Below are 20,250 nucleotides of genomic sequence, written 5' to 3' on the forward strand. Positions count from 1 at the left end.
AATTGCGTGCGGTTCGGTAAAACCTTTCGGCTGGCAAAAGGGGCGTTGCGACTCCAAAGGCTGCGGAAAAGCCGGATGGGATCAAAACGGAATTGCGCACGGCTCGGTAGAACCTTCCCCGGCAAGCGGGGGGGGCGTTGCGGCCCCAAAGGTACGAAAAACAAACCGTATATCATAATTTGACCGTATTATTACGGGTAATGTCTTGCCGGAAATGGAATAATTTCGTATCTTTGCCTCCCGATTCTGAACGGAAATACGAAGAATAACAAATGTAATTCATTTATTATGAACATTGTAAGAGAACAACGCGGCGAGAATAACTCGCTGATCCGCGTGACTGTCGGCGAGGCGGATTACGGGCAGGAGGTCGAAAAGTCCCTGCGCGAGTACAAGCGCAAGGCCAACATCCCCGGATTCCGTCCGGGCATGGTCCCCATGGGCATCGTCAAGAAGATGTACGGCAAGGGCGTCCTGGCCGAGCAGTCCTACCGTCAGGCTTCGAACGCCGTTTTCGAATATCTCCAGAAGGAGGGCATCGACTATCTGGGCGACGTGATTCCCGCGGAGGAGCAGGGCGACTTCGATTTCGACAACGCCACCGAGTTCGAATTCGTGTTCGAGATCGGCGAGGCTCCCGAGATCAAGCTGGAGCTTTCCGACAAGGATAAGCTGACCTACAACAAGATCAAGGTCGACAAGAAGATGCACGACGACTACCGTTCGAACTACCTGCGCCGCTTCGGCCGCCTGGTGGACGCCGAGAAGGTGACTTCGGACGAGGCGCTGTCGGTGACGCTCGACAACGGCGAGATGAACGTTGCGGACGCTTACGTGGGTCTGATCTCGATGGACGAGGCCGACCGCAAGCCTTTCATCGGCAAGAAGGTCGGCGACAAGATGAAGGTGAATATCAACGAACTCTATAAAAATCCCGCCCAGCGCGCCGCCTGCCTGCAGGTCAAGGAGAACGAACTGGAGGGCGTCAACCCCGAATTCGAACTGGAGATCACCAAAATCCGCAAGTTCGCCGAGCCGGAGCTGAACGAGGAGTTCTTCAAGATGGCTTTCCCGCAGGGCGGCGTCACGGACGAAGCCGGGCTGGACAAGTTCATCGACGCGCAGATCGAGGCCGAGCTGCGCCGAGAGAGCGACTACCTCTTCACGTTGCAGGTGCGCGACTATCTCGTGAAGAAGGCCGACCTGAAGATGCCCGCGGCGTTCCTCAAGCGCTGGCTCTACACGATCAACGAGGGCAAGTTCTCGATGGAGGACATCGAGAAGGATTTCGACCAGTTCCTGAAGATGTTCACTTGGAACTACCTCCAGAAGCACTTCATCAAGACCGACGGCATCTCCGTTTCGAAGGAGGAGGCGCTCTCCGAAGCCAAGGCGCTGGCCGCCTCGCAGTTCGCACAGTACGGCATGCCCTCGGCGCCGGACGACATGCTGGAGGGTTACGCCGAGAAGATTCTCGCCGACAAGGATCAGGGCCAGAAGATTTACGAGAAGCTCTATGAGGTGAAGGTCGTCGAGGATGTCAAATCGAAGGTCAAGGTAACTGAAAAAGCCGTATCTGCGGACGATTTCGCTAAATTGGCGAAGGAACTTTAAGTTTCGCGGAATTTTATCTATCTTTGGACTTTGCAGGCGTGATGTTTGTAAAGTCCTTTGTGCTTTAAGAACGCGCTTTTAGGGGCGGCTGTGGGTTTTCACGCTTCCCATCCGGTTCTGCGCTCCCGTCCGCCCGCCTGGGAGGCGGCTTTCGGGAGCGACGGGGGCCGGATCGCTTGCGGCGGTTTTCGCGCCCGCTTTAAGAAGCGGGTTTCGGGGGCGATGGGGAATCCGGAATGCTTCCGGCGGCTTGTGCGCTCCTGACCGGCAGAAGGCAGAATATGAAGAGTAAATAAATACGACTATGTCAGAATTTGAAAAATACGCACGGAACCACTGCGGGATCAGTTCGCTGAAACTGCACGATTTCCAGTCGGTAAGCGCGGCCTACGTGTCGCCTACGATCATCGAGGAGCGTCAGCTGAACATCGCCACGATGGACGTTTTCTCGCGCCTGATGATGGACCGCATCATCTTCCTCGGCGCGCCGATCTACGACGACGCGGCCAATATCATCCAGGCCCAGCTGCTGTTCCTCGAATCGGTCGATCCCGAGAAGGACATTCAGATCTACATTAACTCGCCCGGCGGGTCGGTTTCGGCCGGACTGGGCATTTACGACACCATGCAGCTGGTGAACTCCGACGTGGCGACCATCTGCACGGGGCTTGCCGCCTCGATGGGCGCCGTGCTGCTCACGGCGGGCGCCAAGGGCAAGCGTTCGGCGCTCCCGCATTCGCGGGTGATGATCCACCAGCCGCTGGGCGGCGCGCAGGGTCAGGCCTCGGACATCGAGATCACGGCGCGCGAGATTCTGAAAACCAAGCGCGAGCTGTACGAAATCCTCTCGGTCCACTCGGGCGTCCCGGTCAAGAAGATCGAGAAGGACGCCGACCGCGACTACTGGCTGTCGGCCCGCGAGGCGAAGGATTACGGACTGATCGACGAGGTGCTTTCCAAACGAGACAAGTAAACCGCATGGCACAGAATAAGAACAACAACAAGAACGGCGGCGACTGCTGCTCGTTCTGCGGCGCCAAGCGCACGGACGTGGAGATCATGTTCCAGGGTTCGGACGGCGCGAATATCTGTAACAAATGTATCGAGAACGGCTATAAGATCATCGTCGACAACGACATCGCCTCCGAACGGGGACGGCGTCCGGCGGCGGCTCCGCTCAAGATGGAGGAACTGCTCAAGCCGGCGCAGATCAAGGAGTTCCTCGACCAGTATGTCATCGGGCAGGATGCCGCCAAGCGGTATATGTCCGTGGCGGTCTACAACCACTACAAGCGGCTGCTGTACGCCCCGAAGGAGGACGAGGTCGAGATCGACAAGTCGAACATCGTGCTGGTCGGTCCGACGGGCACGGGCAAGACGCTGATGGCCCGCACGATCGCCAAGCTGCTGAAAGTGCCGTTCACGATCGTCGACGCGACCGTTCTGACCGAGGCGGGATATGTGGGCGAGGATGTCGAGAGCATCCTCTCGCGGCTGTTGCAGGTCGCCGACTACAACGTCGAGCAGGCCGAGCGCGGCATCGTCTTCATCGACGAGATCGACAAGATCGCGCGCAAGGGCGACAACCCCTCCATCACGCGCGACGTTTCGGGCGAGGGCGTGCAGCAGGCCCTGCTGAAAATCCTCGAAGGAACGGTGGTCAACGTGCCTCCCCAGGGCGGCCGCAAGCACCCCGAGCAGAAATTCATCCAGGTCGACACGCGCAACATCCTCTTCATCTGCGGCGGTGCGTTCGACGGCATCGAGAAGAAGATCGCCCAGCGGCTGAACACCCGCGCGATGGGTTACGGGCGGCTGAACGCAGATCCCATCGACCGCTCGAACCTGATGCAGTACGTCACGCCGCAGGACCTCAAGTCGTTCGGACTGATTCCCGAACTGGTGGGACGTCTCCCGGTGCTGACCTACATGCAGCCGCTGGAGCGCGCGGCCCTGCGTTCGATCCTCACCGAGCCGAAGAACGCCATCGTCAAGCAGTACAAGCGTCTGTTCGAACTCGACGGCGTGAAACTCGCCTTCGACGATGACGCGCTGGACTACATCGTCGACAAGGCCGTCGAGTTCAAGCTCGGCGCGCGCGGTCTGCGCTCGATCTGCGAGGCGATTATGATGGACACGATGTTCGACATCCCCTCGACCGATGCCCGAAAGTTCACCGTCACTTTGCCTTATGCAAAGAAAAAGATAGAAAAGGCAAATATTTTAGAACTTAAACAAGTCGGATAATTTCTTTTTGACTATCTTTGCCGGGAATAAACAGCTAAAACGCATAAAATACTAACTCCATGTCTACAACGAATTCAAAACTTACGCGCGTTGCCGATAATATCCGCATCCTTTCGGCCGCGATGGTCGAGAAGGCCAAGTCGGGGCATCCCGGCGGCGCCATGGGCGGCGCGGATTTCATCACGGTGCTCTTCACCGAGTTCCTGCGTTACGACCCCGATAATATGGCGTATCCCTACCGCGACCGTTTCTTCCTCGATCCGGGCCACATGTCGCCGATGCTCTATTCGACGCTCGCGCTGGCCGGGCACTATTCGACTGAAGATCTGCAATCGCTGCGCCAGTGGGGCAGCGTGACGCCGGGGCACCCGGAGGTGGACGTGATGCGCGGCGTGGAGAATACGTCGGGACCGTTGGGACAGGGCCACGCCATGGCGCTGGGAGCCGCCATTGCGGAACGCTTCATGGCCGCCCGTTTCGGCGAGTGGATGGCGCACAAGACCTATGCCTATATTTCGGACGGCGCCGTCGAGGAGGAGATTTCGCAGGGCGTGGGCCGCATCGCCGGCCATCTGGGCCTGTCGAACTTCGTGATGTACTACGATTCGAACAACATTCAGCTCTCGACGATGGTCGACGAGGTGATGACCGAGAACGTGGCCATGAAGTACGAGGCGTGGGGCTGGAACGTGTTGTCGATCGACGGGCACAACATCAATGAGATCCGCGAGGCGCTGGTCGCCGCCGAGAGCGAGACCGAGCGTCCGACGCTCATCATCGGCCATACCGTCATGGGCAAGGGCGCCAAAGGCCCCGCCGGAGAGAGCTTCGAAAACAAAGTCTCGACCCACGGCCAGCCGCTGACGGCCGCCGGGGCCGATTTCGCCGCTACGGTGAAGAACCTGGGCGGCGATGCGGAGAATCCGTTCGCCGTCTTCGCGGAGAGCCGCGAGGTCTTCGCCGAACGTCGCGAGGCGTTGAAGGAGTGGGCCGCGAAGCAGGCCGCCGTCGAGAAGTCGTGGCGCGCGGAGCATAAGGAGCTGGCGCGCAAACTCGACGATTTCCTTTCGGGCAAACTTCCCGAAATCGACTACAAGTCCATCGAGATGAAGGCCGACGTGGCTACGCGCGCCGCATCGGCGACGGTGCTGGGCGTCTTCGCCGAGAAGATCGACAACATGATCGTGGCTTCGGCCGACCTGTCGAATTCGGACAAGACCGACGGTTACCTGAAGAAGACCAAGGCGTTCACGAAGGGCGATTTCAGTGGGAAATTCTTCCAGGCGGGCGTCTCGGAGCTGACGATGGCCTGCGTTGCGAACGGCATGGCGCTGCACGGCGGCGTGATCCCCGTCTGCGGCACGTTCTTCGTCTTCTCCGATTATATGAAGCCCGCCGTGCGCCTCTCGGCGCTGATGCGCCTGCATGTGGTCTACGTCTGGACGCACGACTCGTTCCGCGTGGGCGAGGACGGCCCGACGCACCAGCCCGTGGAGCACGAGGCGCAGATCCGCCTGATGGAGCACCTGCGCAACCACCACGACGAGCGTTCGATGCTCGTGCTGCGTCCGGCCGACGGCGATGAGACCGTCATGGCGTGGAAACTGGCCGTCGAGGAGCACCGCCCTGTGGCGCTCGTGCTGTCGCGCCAGAACATCAAGACCCTGCCGACGCTGGGCGCCATCCGCCGCGAGGAGGCCGCGCAGGTCGCCAAGGGCGGTTATGTGGTGATGGATGCCGCCAAACCCGCCGCGGTGCTGATCGCCACGGGTTCGGAGGTCGCAACGCTGGTCGAAGGCGCCGAACTGCTGGCCGCCGAGGGCATTCCGGTCCGTGTGGTGAACGTCCCGAGCGAGGGGCTGTTCCGCGACCAGCCCCGTTCGTACCAGGAGAGCGTGCTGCCTGCGGGCGTTGCGCGCTACGGCATGACTTCGGGCCTTCCGGTCAATCTCCGGGGACTGGTGGGCGAGAACGGCGTGATCCACGGTCTCGACCATTTCGGCTGGTCGGCCCCCTACAAGGTGCTCGACGAGAAGTTCGGCTACAACGGGGCTACCGTCGCCGCCGAAGTGAAGAAGATGCTCGGGAAATAGCGGAGACCGTCCGGGTTCGGCGGCAACGATTTTCGAGTTGCCGCCGAAGTGACCTATATATAAAATGTGCAGGAGCCACCGCCCGACGCGGTGGCTTTTGTTTTGCAGATTCCGAAATTATGCCTATCTTTGCAATCCCGTCTGTCAAGCGGGGAAATGTGGAAAGATTTGACTGATTGCAAACCACAATAAAAAATCGCTAAAACAGCACATTTTTTATTTTCAACAGCCAATTTTTCCCATTTTATACGTTTAACCATTAAAAATGTATGAAAATGGGCTTTTTATTTACATCGGAATCGGTGTCCGAAGGACATCCCGACAAGGTTTCGGATCAGATTTCCGACGCAATCCTCGACGAATTCCTGCGCCGCGACGCCAACTCGAAAGTCGCCTGCGAAACCCTTTGCACCACGGGACTCGTGGTCGTGGCGGGTGAAGTGCGCTCGGAGGCGTATGTCGACGTGCAGGGCGTGGCGCGCCGCGTGATCAACCGCATCGGCTACACCCGGAGCGACTATCAGTTCGACGGCAACTCGTGCGGCATTCTGTCGGCCATTCACGAACAGTCGTCGGACATCAACCAGGGCGTCGTCCGCGAAGCCGAGGAGGAGCAGGGCGCCGGCGACCAGGGCATCATGTTCGGCTACGCCTGCAACGAGACCCGCGAGATGATGCCCGCGACGCTGATCCTGTCGCACGTGATCCTCAAGGAGCTGGCCGTCATCCGCCGCGAAGGCGAGGTGATGACCTATCTGCGTCCCGACTCGAAGTCGCAGGTCACGATCGAGTACGACGAGACGACGAACAAGCCGCTGCGCGTGCATACGATCGTCGTCTCGACGCAGCACGACGAGTTCATCCTCCCGGGCGAGGGCCGCAGCGAGAAGGAGGCGGAAAAACAGATGCAGGACAAAATCCGCGAGGACGTGCGCACGATTCTCATTCCGCGGGTCAAGGCGCGTCTGGAGCGCGCCGGCGACCAGCTGGCCGCACTGATCGGCGACGACTACATCCTGCACGTGAACCCCACGGGCAAGTTCGTGATCGGAGGGCCTCACGGAGACACGGGACTTACGGGCCGCAAGATCATCGTCGACACCTACGGCGGCCGCGGCGCGCACGGCGGCGGCGCCTTTTCGGGCAAGGACTCGTCCAAAGTGGACCGTTCGGCGGCCTATGCCGCGCGCCACATCGCCAAGAACCTCGTGGCGGCGGGCGTCGCCGACCAGATTCTGGTCGAGTTGAGCTACGCCATCGGCATCGCGCAGCCGCTGTCGATCTACGTCGATACCTACAATTCACCCCGTCCCGCGGCGTTGGCCGGCATGACCGACGGCGAGATCGCCCGCCGCATCGGGAAGCTCTTCGACCTGCGTCCCGCGGCCATCGTGAAGCGTTTCGGCCTGAAAAACCCGATCTTCGAGGCGACGGCCTCCTACGGGCATTTCGGCAATCGTCCTTACACGAAGGTGGAGAAGGTCTGGGAAAACGGCGTCGAGACCGAGCGCGAAATCGAGTTCTTCGGCTGGGAGAAACTTGATGCCGTGGAGCAGATCAAGCGGGAGTTCGGCCTTTAGCGTCCGGATACGCTGAAAAATCGGGGCGTCCGTGCAGGATGTCCCGATTTTTGTGCGAAAAGGACATACTAACCGGACGTTATTGTGCGTTTGTCCTTCGAAATTGAAATTTAAACGTACAGCTTATGTAATGAAGTTGCCTCTGATTAATAGAACCAAAACATTTAATTCATTATGAAAAAGGCATTTTTGATTTTAGGACTCGTAGCCGTGTCGGCCGCAGCCGGCGGACTGACGGCTTGGACGGTTTCCGCGGACCGCGGAGGTTCCGTCGCATACATCGAGCGCGAGGTGGAACGTACGCCCGCGCTGGGAACCCAGTTTACGTCTTACCAGGCCGAGCAGTATCCCGACCTCACCTACGCCGCCGAGAATGCGGTGAAGGCCGTCGTGAACATCGAGGCCATCCAGCAGGTCGAGATGCCCCAGCGCCGGGGCTACGATCCGTTTCTGGAGTTCTTCGGAATCCCGCAGGATTATGGCCGCGGCGACGGAGGTCCGCAGTACCGCGAGCAGCGGGCCGGCGGTTCGGGCGTGATTATTTCGGAGGACGGCTATATCGTGACGAACAACCACGTCGTGGACGGGGCTTCGAAACTCAAGGTGAAGCTCAACGACGGGCGTTCGTTCGACGCCAAACTCATCGGCAAGGATTCGGCGACGGACCTCGCGCTGCTGAAGGTCGAGGCCAAGGGGCTGCCTACGCTGGCTTTCGGATCGTCCGATGCGCTGCGTCTGGGCGAATGGGTGCTGGCGATCGGTTCGCCGTTCGACTTGCAGTCGACCATCACGGCCGGCATCGTGAGCGCCAAGGCGCGGCAGCTGGGAGCCATTCCCAACGATTTCAGGATCGAGTCGTTCATCCAGACCGACGCGGCGGTGAACCCCGGCAACTCGGGCGGCGCGCTGGTCAACACCCACGGCGAGCTGGTGGGCATCAACACGCTGATCAAGTCGCAGACGGGAAGCTACGTGGGCTATTCGTTCGCCATTCCCGAGTCGATCGTCCGCAAGGTGGTGGTCGATCTGAAGGAGTTCGGCGTCGTGCAGCGCGCCCTGCTGGGCGTACAGTTCCGCGTCGTGGATCAGGATTTCCTCGATACGGAGGGTAAAGAGTTGGGCATCAAGGATCTGGGCGGCGCCTACGTGGCCGCAGTTGTCGAGGGCGGAGCCGCTTCGGAGGCCGGAATCCGCAAGGGAGACGTGATTCTGGACATTGATGGCGTGAAAATTGTTGAGCCTTCGACGCTTCAGGAGCAGATCGCCAAACGCCGACCCAACGATACGGTTAAATTATCCGTAAAAAGAGACGGAAAGGTGAAACAATTTGATGTTACTTTGCGTAATAAAGCAGGTAAAACGGAATTGGTTACCAAGGAGGACGTCGACGTTGTCGATGCGCTCGGAGGTAAGTTCGCCGATGCGGGCGCCAAACTGTGCCGCGAACTTGACATCAAGGGCGGCGTGCAGGTGGTCGGCATCAAGGCCGACGGAATTCTGGCCCGCGCCCGTGTTAAACAGGGATTTGTGATCACTCACATCAACGACCGCCCGGTCTATTCGCTCGGCGACATGCAGCGGATGACGGAGAAGGTCCGTTCGATCGACGGCGTTTATCCCAACGGCCGTTCGGCAAGCTACACGCTGGTGGAGTAAATCGCAGCCCGGGCGGGTTTATGGATTGCAGTATTATTAGGATAGTTAGAAAAAAATATGCGTCAATTAAAGATTACAAAGTCCATCACCAACCGCGAAAGCGCCTCGCTGGACAAGTACTTGCAGGAAATCGGCAAGGAGGAGCTTATCACGGTCGAGGAGGAGGTGGAACTCGCCCAGCGAATTAAAAAAGGAGACCAGGAAGCGCTTGAGAAGCTCACCAAAGCCAACCTGCGTTTCGTGGTGTCCGTCGCCAAACAATACCAGAATCAGGGATTGAGCCTCCCGGACCTGATCAACGAGGGCAACCTCGGGCTGATCAAGGCCGCCGAGAAGTTCGACGAGACCCGCGGTTTCAAGTTCATCTCCTATGCCGTGTGGTGGATTCGTCAGTCGATTCTCCAGGCTTTGGCCGAGCAGTCGCGCATCGTGCGTCTGCCGCTCAACCAGGTGGGTTCGCTGAACAAGATCAACAAGGCGTTCGCACGCTTCGAGCAGGAGCACGAGCGCACGCCGTCGCCCGAAGAGCTGGCTACGGAACTGGAACTCCCGAAGGAGAAGGTCACCGACACGCTGCGTGTCGCTGGCCGCCACGTATCGGTCGACGCTCCGTTCGCCGACGGCGAGGACAACTCGCTGCTGGATGTGCTGGTGAATCCCGATTCGCCCAATGCCGACCGCGGGCTGATCAACGAGTCGCTGTCGACCGAGGTGGACCGTGCGCTGGAGACCCTCACGGAGCGTGAGCGCGACATCATCAAGTACTTCTTCGGCATCGGAACCTCGGAGATGACTCTCGAAGAGATCGGCGAGAAGTTCGACCTGACGCGCGAGCGCGTGCGTCAGATCAAGGAGAAGGCGATTCGCCGCCTCCGGCATTCGTCGCGGTCGAAACTCCTGAAATCCTATCTGGGATAGGGAATCCCGTGCAGTTCGTAAAAATCCCGGCCTTGCTTCTTGCAGGGCCGGGATTTTTCGTCTTTCGGGCGGGGCGGATTACCACACGATCGGTTCCTTGCCCACGGAGCGGAGGTATTCGTTGGCGCGCGAGAAGTGGCGGCAGCCGAAGAATCCCCGGTAGACCGACAGCGGCGAAGGGTGCACGGCTTTGAGGATCAGGTTGCGCTGCGGGTCGGCGATGGCGCCTTTCTTCTGGGCGTAGCTGCCCCAGAGCATGTAGACGATGCCCTCTTTGCGCTGGGCGATGGCGCGCACCACGGCGTCGGTGAAGGTCTCCCAGCCGCGGCCGGCGTGCGATGCGGCTTCGTGGGCGCGGACCGTGAGCACGGCGTTCAAAAGCAGCACTCCCTGTTCGGCCCAGCGGTCGAGGTTGCCCGTAGACGGTATGGGCGTGCCGGTGTCGTCGGAGACCTCCTTGAAGATGTTTTGCAGCGAGGGCGGGAAGGGAACTCCGTCCGCGACCGAGAAACAAAGCCCGTTGGCCTGTCCGGGACCGTGATAGGGGTCCTGGCCGATGACGACCACTTTCAGGCGGTCGAACGGGCATTTGTCGAAGGCGCGGAAGATGTTGCTGCCGCGCGGGAAGATGCGCCGCGAGGCGTATTCCTGCCGTACGAACTCCGTGAGCTGCGCGAAATAGGGTTTTTCGAACTCCGGGGCGAGGAGTTCCTTCCAGTCGGGGGCTATCTTTACATCCATGTTACGAGCGGTTAAAGTCGTGTAAATGTAGTAAAAAGTTCCCGGAATGCCGTGTTTTTGCGGCGGATTTCGGCGGGCAGGGCAAAAAACGGGCGGCATCCGCTGAACTTGGGGTGGACGCCGCCCGTCGCTGATGGTAAGAAGGGGGCTATTTTGAGGTTGCGCCGTAGCCCACGACGAGGATTCCGTCGAGACTGCCTTGGGGTTTTTCAGGCCGTTCGGAGAGCTTGTCCCCGCTGCCTTGGAGGTAAAAATCGACGGGCAGCGTATATTTCACGCGCACCTTCTCTCCGCGCTGTTCGCCGGGCGTCCATGCTCCGGCGGGCGAGGAGGCGATCACGCGGCGGGCCTCGTCGGCAAGCAGTTTGTCGGGCGATTGCAATACCAGGATGTTGCTTTGAACGAGACGATGACACGTCCCTGGATATTGTTTTTCATCGCTTCGGCCGGGTATTGGATGTGCATCTGTATCCAGTTGCGGAAGTCTTTGATCTCGCCGCTTCGGAACGAAGGCATCTTCTCGGTGACCAGGAATGGTTCGTTACCGTCGGGAGCGCCCTGCACGGTTGCGCTTTCGGTCTGGGGCAGGCGGAAATCAACGGGCAGCGTATATTTCACGCGCACCTTCTCTCCGCGCTGCTCGCCGGGCGTCCATGCTCCGGCGGGCGAGGAGGCGATCACGCGGCGGGCCTCGTCGGCAAGCAGTTTGTCGGGCGATTGCAATACCAGGATGTTGCTTTTTTCGATGGTGAACGTCACGACCACGCGGCCCTGAATGTTCCGTTCCACGGCCTCGGCGGGGTATTGGAGGTGCTCCTGCACCCACGCGCGGAAGTCGTTGAGGTCGCCGCCGCGGAACGAAGGCATCTTTTCGACGATCAGAAACGGCATGTCTTCCGTGGACGCGGAGGCGATTTTGACCGATCCGGGTTTCTCGTTGAAAACGGCTTCGTCAGCCGCCGGTTTGGCTGCGCCTTTGGTGGTGATCACGATCACGCCGTTTTTACCCCGCGAACCGTACACTGCGGTGGAGGACTGATTTTTGAGGACGCTGATCCGTTCGATCGTATTGGGGGCGATGTCGTCGATGCTCGTCCGCTCGACGCCGTCGACGATATAGAGCGGTTTGGCTTTCCGCTCCTTTTCGGCTCCTGCGGCGCTTTGAGGCGCGGGCGTTTTTTGGTCGCCGGGGGTTACGCTGACGGGGTCGAGCTTGTTGCTCTCGGTCTCCAAGGTGATTTCAAAACTCTCTGCGCCGGATTTGTCGGAGACGCGGACTTTCCGGGTCTGGCAGCCGACGTAGGAGATGACAAGTTCATTGCCGGGAGCCGCTGAAATCTGCGCCGTGCCCTCCTTGCCGGTCACGGTTCCGACGTTCGATCTGCTGATCAGTACGATTGCGCCCGGAAGCGGCTGGCCGTTCTGGAAGACGGTTACGGAGACTTTTTTCTTCGTTGCGTCCTGGGACGCCGTTTCGTCGGCCGGGGCCTTTTCGGTTTCTGCAATCCGGACCTCGGCGGCGCGCGTGGTCAGCGAGAAAGCGCACAGGAGTCCTATCACGGCGGGAAGCGTTCCCGCCAGCCGCAGCAGGGAGTGCCTGCCGGAAGTTTTCGTTGTCATCATTTTAAAGCGTTTTTTGGTTAAGGAATCCCGCAGCCCGTTGGCTATTTCCGGACTATAACCGAATAGCTGCCTGAATATGGTTTTCATGTAATGTTCGATGTCGTACCCTTCGGCCAGCACGTCGCTGTCGGCTTCGAACTCCTCGGCTTCGGTGAGCCGCCGTGCGGCGAGCCATACGAAAGGGTTCCACCACAGCGCGGCCTTCATGCATTCCATCGCCACGCGCTCGGCGGAGTGGCGGTGGGCGACGTGGCTCGCCTCATGGGCTACGATGGCCTGCAACTCTCCGGCCGAGATCTGGTCCCAGAGGTAGATCGAGCGGAAGAACGAGAACGACGCGATCCGCTGCGGGGTGCGCACGAGCGTGAAACGCTCCGTGCGGGTGATCGCCGCACTGCGCCGCAGCCGGCGGATGCGCACGACCTGCCACAGCATGACGCCCGCGACCAGCCCGACCCCGATCAGGTATACCGCCAGGCATATCGCTTCGGGTGTGACGGCCGGAGCCGCCTCTTCGACCACCTCGGCGGTCCATTCGGCCGCGGGCAGTGCGACCGTCGGGGCGACCTCGATCACCTTGCCCGGCCAGACGGGGATGCGCAGCAGCGGAATGACCGCCGCCAGGAGGGTCGATGCGAGCAGGTAGGCCCTGCACCAGCCGAACCGCACGTGCCGTTCGAGCAGGATGGCGTAGGCCGCCAGCAGCACGCCGCTGCAAGCCAGCGCTTCGAGGGCGTAGATGGCGAGGGTTTTCACGACGGTTATTTTTTGGCGTTGTGCATGATTTCGAGAATTTCATCCATCTCCCGGGCGGGGATGTTTTCATGGCGCGAGAAGAACGACACCAGTTGGGCCAGCGAGCCGTCGAAATAGCTGGAAAGCATCGACGACATGACGCCGCGGGCATACTCCTCGCGGCCGATCAGCGGAAAATAGCGGTGGCTCTTGCCCTCGGCCGTATGGCTGACGAAGCCCTTGTTCTCCAGAATCTTGAGAAACGTGGCGACGGTGGTGTACTTGGGGTGGGGTTCGTCGGTCCGGGCGATGATGTCGTTGACCACCGCGTCGCCCAGACGCCAGAGAATCTGCATGATCTCCTCCTCGCCGCGAGTCAGTTCCGTAATCTTGGTATTCATAGGTCGTGTTGTTTCGGGTTTACGACACAATATTACTACTAAATTTTTAGTAAAACAAATTTTCGATCTAAAAATTTAGTAGATAAGCCCGAAATAATTGATACCTAATGTTTATAAGAAAGGTGGAGAGGCCTGGTCGGAGTGGTCGGAGCTGGGAGCGAGGCTATCGTAGCTGCCGTTCGGCCTCGTTGTCTTTCTCCTCCTTGTCGTCCTCCTCCCAGTCGAACCACGGGAATTCGTGCCGGCCGCCCAGCGCGAAGCGCGTGTAGGTGATCGGAAGTCCCATTTCGAGAAAGCGGGTTTCATAAGCCGTCTTGACCGAAAGCACCTCGTCGGCGAACCCCGAACCGTAGATGTCGGGTTCGGAGACCTCGCAAGTCAGCCCGTAATGGCGGATGACCTCGCCCGTGTAGGCGTAGAGGTGCTTGGAGTCGGTCTTGAGGTTGATCCACCCGTCGGGCCGGAGCAGGCGGGCGTAACAAGCCAGGTAGAGCGGCGAGGTGAGACGTTTCTTGGCCCGCCGGGTCTTGAGCTGCGGATCGGGGAAGGTGATCCAGATTTCGGACACTTCGTTTTCGGCGAACAGCGCGTCGATGAACTCGATGCGTGTGCGCAGGAAGCCTACGTTGTGCATCCTGCGGTCCGTGGCGGTCTTCGCGCCGCGCCACATGCGTGCGCCCTTGATGTCGATGCCGATGTAGTTGCGCTGCGGGTCGCGCTGAGCCAGCGCGACGGTGTATTCGCCCTTGCCGCAGCCCAGTTCCAGTACGATGGGATTGTCGTTGCGGAAGAAATCACGGTTCCAGTTCCCTTTCAGCGGGTGGTCGCGGTGGAACACCTCGTCGAATTCGGGTTGCACGAAACATTCGAAAGTCAGGTTCTCGCGGAACCTGCGGAGCTTGTCTTTGCCCATAGTGGTCTGTTGTTCCGCCGGACTGCGGGGCCGGCAGGACGGTAATGTGTTTTCGGTTATCTGCTTTGCTGCAGGTCGACGCCGACGGCTTCGACCCCGCGGACGGGGCGGACCGGCGTGACCGAGCAGCGGTAGTCGCCGTGCTGCGTGAGGCGGATTCGGCGGCGGTAGGGGATCGCTGCCTCGCGCATCAGGGCCGCGGGACCTTTCGGGTGCGGGATGACGAGCAGGAACCACTCCCCGAAGCGGAGCGAATCGGGGGTTACGGTGGCGATGCGGACCGTCAACGTGTCCTCCGCGAAGCGGTCGTTGCAGCGCAGGAAGATCACGGCGTCGCGCAGCGACACGGTGTCTGCGTTTGGCAGGCGGATTTCGGCCCGCGAGTCCCACCGGGCGGGGTTGACGTCGGTGACCGCCGACTGGTGGGGCGAGACGCAGCTTCCGGCCAGAAGCGCGGCCGCCACGGCCGCGATATGCCCTGCCGAGCGTTTCACCGCGCTATTGGTTTTGATGCGTTCCGCCGTTATTGCCGCCTTCGCTGCCGCCTCCGTTGCCGTTATTGCCGGCCGGGGCGTTTCCGCCGTTGTTTCCGTTTCCGTTTCCGTTTCCGCGGCGGCGGTTGCGGTTGTTGCGGCTGCGGTTTCCGCCCTCACGGCCGCCTCCGTTGTTTTCACGGGGTTCGCGGCCGTTGTTCTCGCGGGGTTCACGGCTGTTGTTTTCGCCTCGGTTATTGTCGCCGCGGCCGTTGTGCAGACGCTCGCCGTTGCTGCCGTTGCCGCCGTTCTGACGCTCCCCTCCGTTGCCTCCGTTGCGCGGACGGTCGTTGCGGCGCGGCTGCCTGTCGGGACGGCCGGGCTGTCCTTCACGCGGCTGGCGGGTCTCTCCGCCGGACTCCTGCGGCGTCTGTCCGTTCTGCCCTGCGGGGCGTCCCTGCTCGCCGCGGCCCTTGTTGTTGCGGCCGCCGCGCTTGCGGCGTTTGGCCTGGTCGAAGCGGGTGATGCTATCCTCCTCCGAACGGTAGGTCGGCTCCTCGATCTCCGGGCGGATGTCGTCGGCGTCCTGCAACCGTTCGACCTTCTTGCCCTGGCGGTTCAGCGCCATGATCTCCCGCACGCGCGAAACGGGCAGCGTGGTGACGTTGGCCATCGCGTCCTTCGACGAAGAGAAGGTCATCGTTCCGGCCAGCACGTCGCTCTTGACGCAGAACCATTCGCCTTCGGCAGCCTGGAGCGGTTCGCGCAGGCGCGGGAACTCCTTGCGGGCGTCGACATAGGTGTCGTATTCGTACATCATGCAGCACTTGAGCTTCGAGCACTGCCCGGCCAGCTTCTGGGGGTTGAGCGAAATGTCCTGCACGCGCGCGGCTCCGGTCGTGACGCTCGAAAAGCTCGACATCCACGACGCGCAGCACAGTTCGCGGCCGCAGGCGCCCAGTCCGCCGATGCGTCCGGCCTCCTGGCGGGCGCCGATCTGCTTCATCTCGATGCGGATGTGGAACCGTTCGGCGAAGACCTTGATCAGTTCGCGGAAGTCCACGCGCTCGTCGGCGATGTAGTAGAAGATGGCCTTGATCTTGTCGCCCTGATACTCCACGTCGCCGATTTTCATGTTCAGGCCCATGTCGGCGGCGATCTGCCGCGAGGCGATCATCGTCTCGTGCTCCAGCGCGATGGCCTCCTGCCACTTTTCGATATCGTAGGGTTTGGCCTTGCGGTAGATCTTCTTGTATTCGCCGTTGTAGGGGTTGAATCCCGTGCGGCGCATCTGGCGCGCCACCAGGTCGCCCGTGAGCGACACGACGCCGATGTCGTGGCCCGGCGACGCTTCGACGGCCACGATGTCGCCCCGTTTGAGGTCGAGGTTGTTGACGTTCTGGTAGAACGAACGGCGGGGGTTCTTGAAACGCACCTCGACGATGTCGCTCGGCATGTTGACCGGGTACTCGTCGAGCCAGGCCGTTTCGTGGAGCTTGAAGCACCCGTCGCAGAGTTTGGCTTCCGGCTCCGAGCCGCAGTTGCAAAAGGCGCACCCGCGGCCCACTTCGGGTTTGCAGGCGCCCGTATGTCGTTTTTCGGTATCCATGATTGGGTATAATTTGCGTAAAGATACAAAATAATTCACAATTCAGAATTCACAATTCACAATTTTGGCTTATTCGGGAACTATGCCTGCAAACTGAATTTATGAATTGCGAATTGTGGATTGTGAATTCCCGTTTGCATGCAAACGGCTGATGCTGCGGCGGATGCGCACGATCATCATCACGGCTGCGGCCGACAGTCCGAACGAGAAGCCCAGGAAAAGCCCCGAAGGACCCATGCCCATCGTGAAACCGAACAGGTAGCCCGCCGGGAGGTTCAGCAGCCAGTAGGAGACGAAGGCGATCGGCATGATGATCTTCACGTCCTGAATGCCCCGCAGGATACCCACCGAGACGTTCTGGATGCCGTCCGACAGTTGGTAGAGCGCAGCGAAGACCATCAGGTTCGAGGCGATGGCGATCACCTCGGCGTTGGTGGTGAAGAAGGTCGGGATCACGTTGCGCATCGTGATGAAAACCAGCGCTGCGAGGGCGTTCCACGCCAGCACGAGGTGGTACGACGCCTTGGCCGCGAGCGACAGCTGGCCGATGTCGCGCGCGCCGTAGCAGTGCGACACGCGGATGGTGGTGGCCGCGCCGATCGACATGACGATCATAAAGGCGCAGTTGCCGATGGTCGTGGCGATCTGGTTGGCGCTCATCGTCTCCTTGTTGAACCACCCCATCATAATTCCCGTGCCGACGAAGGCCGAGGCTTCGAGGAACATCTGCATCGAGATCGGCAGGCCCATGTGCAGCAGTTGTCTGACCGACGCCCACGAGTAGTTGCGCGGCGAAAAGCCTTCGAGATAGACGCGGTATTTGCTGCGGCTGTAAAAGTAGCCGATCATCAGCATCGGGGCGATGATGCGCGACATCAGCGTGCCCAGGCCCGCGCCCTCGGCGCCCATCTCGGGAAATCCGTAGCGGCCGTAGATGAACACCCAGTTGAAGCCGATGTTCGCGAGGTTGGCCGCGATCGTGACGAACATCTCGACCTTCGTGTTGCCCACGCCTTCGAGGAACTGCTTGAAGGTGAAGAACAGCATGATGAACGGCATGCTCCACACCAGCATCCTGTAATAGGGGATGGCCATGTCGACCACTTCGGCGGGCTGGCCGAGGTGGTACATCAGCGGGATGACGGCGTACTGCACGGCGGCCATCGCCACGCCCAGCAGTCCGTAGAAGAGAATGCCGTTCTGGAGCAGTCCCGACGATTTCTCGCGGTCGCCCTGCGCGTAGAGTTCGCCCACGAGAGGCGTCATGCCCAGTGCGATGCCGATGGCGGCGATGAAGAGGATGAAGAAGACGGCGCCGCCGAACGACACGGCGGCCAGCGGCGTGGGGTCGCTGCCTCCGTAGCGGCCGACCATCAGGTTGTCGGCGACCTGCGTGAGGATCTGCCCCAGCTGTGTCAGCACCACGGGCAGCGCCAGCCGCAGGTTGGCTTTGTATTGCTCTTTGTATGTTGCGAAACTGTACATTCGATTCGGGTATTGAGGTGCAAAGATAGCCATTTCCGCCGGGATTGCAATTCACAAACCCCTCCCGGGGCGGAAAAAGCGCCGGAAGGGGCTGCGAAAGTGCCCGCGGTGCGGATCAGTAGGGCAGTTCGATGCGGATGCAGCAGCCCCCGCTGTATTCGGGGCAGACGCGGATGTCGCCCCCGAGGCGGGTGACGATCAGGCGGCAGAGGTAAAGCCCGATGCCCGAACCGGGTTTGAAGGGGTCGACCTTGGTGAAGCGTTCGAACACCCACTCCTGCTTTTCGGGCGGGATGCCGATGCCCGTGTCGCTGACGCTGATTTGCAACGTGCGCCGGGGCTCGTCGTTGCGGCAACGGAGCGTGATGCGTCCTGCGGCGGTGAACTTGGCGGCGTTATGCAGCAGGTTGTCGACGACGCGCGTCAGGTAGAAGGCATTGGTGGGTATCTCGATCTCCGTTCCCGCTTCGTTGACGTATTCGACCGCCGGATTGTCGCCGAGCTGCTTTTGCAGCTCCAGCCGTTCGGCGCAGAGCAGGCGGATGTCGGTCTGGGCGACCGGGAGCGGGCTTTCGGAACTGACGAGCTGCGAGAGTTCGAGCATGTTCTCCAGCAGGGCGGTCAGGGCCGTGGTGCTCTTCCAGATCTCGGCCTGAAAAGCCTGCCGGGCCGCAGGCTTCTGTTCCGTGAGCAGCAGTTCGGAGAAGCCGTTGATGGCGTTCAGCGGCGTGCGTATCTCGTGGCACATCGAGTTGATGAAGGCGGTCTTCATTTTTTCGCTCTCCTGGGCGCGGCGGCTTTGGCGCTGCGCCTCTTCGCTGGCTGCCATGAACTGCGTGCGCGCCAGCTTCAGCCGCCGGACCATCGCCTGCTGGTAGGCGGCCCAGCCGGCGAGCAGCAGCACGATGCCGCCGGCGACAAGCAGGAAGAGTTTGTTGCGGTCGGCCAGCCGGGACTTTTCGAGTTCGAGGCGGTTGACGTCGTAGAGCGCCTGCATCTCGGCCAGCTTGCTCTGCGCCTGGTCCATGCGGCTGTGGTAGCGGAAGTCGTTGCCTTTCCGCATGGCTTCGAGGGCTTTTGCGTAATCGCCCGCCTTTTCATACAGGTGCGACTGCGCTATGTAGATGGAGCCGAGATCCGCCTTTTTGCCGGTCTCGGCGTAGTGGGTCAGCAGCGAATCCATGTAGGCCGTGCTCCGCTCGTAGTCGCCCCTGTCCCGGTAATAACGGGCGCTGGTGTTGTATATCTCCTCGCGGTCGCCGCGCCCGCGCGCCAGCTCCATGCATTTGTCGTAGTAGCCGTCCACCTCCTCCCGGGTGAGGAGGCCGCCCAGGAAGACCATCTTGCCGTAGGACCGCATCAGGTATTCCGCCGAGTCGCGGCGGGGCGTTCGAAACGTTTGTCGGCAGCCACCCACGCGCGGTGCAGGTCGATGCACCGGCCGATCTGACCGGCGGCGCGCGGATCGTCGGCGTAGAGATAGATGTCTGCAAGTTCCTCGCGGCAGAGTTTTTCGAAGTGAACGCGTTCCTCCAGCGGGTATTTTTCGAGCTTGGCGAGAGCCTGCTCCACATAGGGGATGGCCTGGGGAATGTTGCCGTAGGCTTCGGTGGCGATCGACGAATAGTCGATGGAGAGTCCCGTGAGGAATTCCCATTCGATCTCCTCCTCGGGGGTGAGGCTGCCCGGTTGCCGCTCGCGGAACTCCGCCTGCGCGCGGTCGATCGCCTCGAACGAGTTGGCCACCGACATCTGCTTCCAGAGCCAGAAGGCGTTGAGCGATGCACGGAACAGCGCGAAGCGGCGGTCGGGCAGGAGGCTGTCCGCAAGGCGGACGTACTCCAAAGCCCGTTCGGGCTGCTTCGCCGAGAATCCCTGCACGAGCCGGTCCAGCGCCTCCCGGCATCCGTAGTCGTCTCCGGCTCCGGCGGCTTCGGTGAGTGCGGCTTCCCAGTAGAGGGCGGCGAGCGCCGTGCTGTCGGCGCAGAGGTCGGCCAGCCGGACATAGGTCTGCTCCCGTTCGGCGGGCGTGCGCGCCCGGGACAGCGCTGCGGACAGGCTGTCGGCTTCAGTGGTTGCTGCGAACGCCGTCGTCGCGGCGCAGAGGGTTATAAACAAGGCCCCGGAGAGGGTTTTCAGAGAAATCGGACGCATTTGGTTTC

Annotated in this window: 17 protein-coding genes; 7 read left to right on the forward strand and 10 right to left on the reverse strand. The window is 60.8% G+C overall.

Annotated elements, in window-relative coordinates:
* The first annotated feature begins 288 nt into the window (after positions 1-288).
* The 7 genes from BHV64_RS01030 (at position 289) to BHV64_RS01060 (ending at position 10,108) form a co-directional block, all read left to right on the forward strand.
* Positions 289-1,614, forward strand: a complete 1,326-nt coding sequence (locus BHV64_RS01030; RefSeq protein WP_015547553.1) for a trigger factor — start codon at positions 289-291, stop codon at positions 1,612-1,614.
* Between the two features lie 304 nt (positions 1,615-1,918).
* Entirely contained in the window at positions 1,919-2,587 is a 669-nt protein-coding gene (gene clpP / locus BHV64_RS01035) for an ATP-dependent Clp endopeptidase proteolytic subunit ClpP (protein WP_015547554.1), read from the forward strand.
* A 5-nt stretch (positions 2,588-2,592) separates the two neighbouring features.
* Positions 2,593-3,861 (forward strand): ATP-dependent Clp protease ATP-binding subunit ClpX, encoded by a 1,269-nt coding sequence (gene clpX, locus BHV64_RS01040; protein WP_015547555.1) that lies wholly within the window; start codon positions 2,593-2,595, stop codon positions 3,859-3,861.
* 59 nt (positions 3,862-3,920) lie between these two features.
* Positions 3,921-5,954, forward strand: a complete 2,034-nt coding sequence (locus BHV64_RS01045) for a transketolase family protein (protein WP_288115484.1) — start codon at positions 3,921-3,923, stop codon at positions 5,952-5,954.
* Positions 5,955-6,229: 275 nt separating this feature from the next.
* Complete coding sequence (metK, locus tag BHV64_RS01050) at positions 6,230-7,534, forward strand: methionine adenosyltransferase (protein WP_044054831.1); 1,305 nt, start codon at positions 6,230-6,232, stop codon at positions 7,532-7,534.
* A gap of 174 nt (positions 7,535-7,708) precedes the next feature.
* Positions 7,709-9,190, forward strand: coding sequence for a Do family serine endopeptidase (locus tag BHV64_RS01055; protein WP_138265261.1), 1,482 nt, complete (start codon positions 7,709-7,711; stop codon positions 9,188-9,190).
* A gap of 57 nt (positions 9,191-9,247) precedes the next feature.
* Positions 9,248-10,108 (forward strand): sigma-70 family RNA polymerase sigma factor, encoded by an 861-nt coding sequence (locus BHV64_RS01060; RefSeq protein WP_010266169.1) that lies wholly within the window; start codon positions 9,248-9,250, stop codon positions 10,106-10,108.
* A 78-nt stretch (positions 10,109-10,186) separates the two neighbouring features.
* On the opposite strand, the gene ung is transcribed toward BHV64_RS01060, so the two are convergent.
* From ung to BHV64_RS01110, 10 genes are all read right to left on the reverse strand, one after another.
* Positions 10,187-10,849 carry a uracil-DNA glycosylase gene (ung, locus tag BHV64_RS01065; RefSeq protein ID WP_015547563.1) on the reverse strand — a complete coding sequence of 221 codons (663 nt, stop codon included), beginning with the start codon at positions 10,847-10,849 and terminating at the stop codon, positions 10,187-10,189.
* Between the two features lie 148 nt (positions 10,850-10,997).
* Positions 10,998-11,231, reverse strand: a complete 234-nt coding sequence (locus BHV64_RS01070) for a hypothetical protein (protein WP_288115485.1) — start codon at positions 11,229-11,231, stop codon at positions 10,998-11,000.
* Entirely contained in the window at positions 11,186-13,228 is a 2,043-nt protein-coding gene (locus BHV64_RS01075) for a M56 family metallopeptidase (RefSeq protein WP_288115486.1), read from the reverse strand. Before BHV64_RS01075 ends, BHV64_RS01070 begins: the two co-directional genes overlap by 46 nt.
* A 5-nt stretch (positions 13,229-13,233) precedes the next feature.
* Positions 13,234-13,608 (reverse strand): BlaI/MecI/CopY family transcriptional regulator, encoded by a 375-nt coding sequence (locus tag BHV64_RS01080; protein ID WP_138265259.1) that lies wholly within the window; start codon positions 13,606-13,608, stop codon positions 13,234-13,236.
* Between the two features lie 163 nt (positions 13,609-13,771).
* Positions 13,772-14,521 (reverse strand): tRNA (guanosine(46)-N7)-methyltransferase TrmB, encoded by a 750-nt coding sequence (trmB, locus tag BHV64_RS01085; protein ID WP_015547565.1) that lies wholly within the window; start codon positions 14,519-14,521, stop codon positions 13,772-13,774.
* Positions 14,522-14,577: 56 nt separating this feature from the next.
* A complete protein-coding gene (locus tag BHV64_RS01090) occupies positions 14,578-15,015 on the reverse strand; it encodes a hypothetical protein (protein ID WP_118406091.1) in 438 nt (145 codons plus the stop codon).
* A gap of 4 nt (positions 15,016-15,019) precedes the next feature.
* Positions 15,020-16,603: a regulatory iron-sulfur-containing complex subunit RicT gene (gene ricT / locus BHV64_RS01095; protein WP_288115487.1), complete on the reverse strand. Its 1,584-nt coding sequence runs from the start codon at positions 16,601-16,603 to the stop codon at positions 15,020-15,022.
* A gap of 99 nt (positions 16,604-16,702) precedes the next feature.
* Positions 16,703-18,088: an MATE family efflux transporter gene (locus tag BHV64_RS01100; protein ID WP_217727805.1), complete on the reverse strand. Its 1,386-nt coding sequence runs from the start codon at positions 18,086-18,088 to the stop codon at positions 16,703-16,705.
* Positions 18,089-18,203: 115 nt separating this feature from the next.
* Positions 18,204-19,448 carry a tetratricopeptide repeat-containing sensor histidine kinase gene (locus BHV64_RS01105; RefSeq protein WP_254886417.1) on the reverse strand — a complete coding sequence of 415 codons (1,245 nt, stop codon included), beginning with the start codon at positions 19,446-19,448 and terminating at the stop codon, positions 18,204-18,206.
* Complete coding sequence (locus BHV64_RS01110; protein WP_229094709.1) at positions 19,448-20,242, reverse strand: hypothetical protein; 795 nt, start codon at positions 20,240-20,242, stop codon at positions 19,448-19,450. Before BHV64_RS01110 ends, BHV64_RS01105 begins: the two co-directional genes overlap by 1 nt.
* Positions 20,243-20,250: the final 8 nt, after the last annotated feature.

The organism is Alistipes sp. 56_sp_Nov_56_25 (assembly GCF_001915285.1).
Taxonomy (GTDB): Bacteria; Bacteroidota; Bacteroidia; order Bacteroidales; family Rikenellaceae; genus Alistipes; species Alistipes shahii.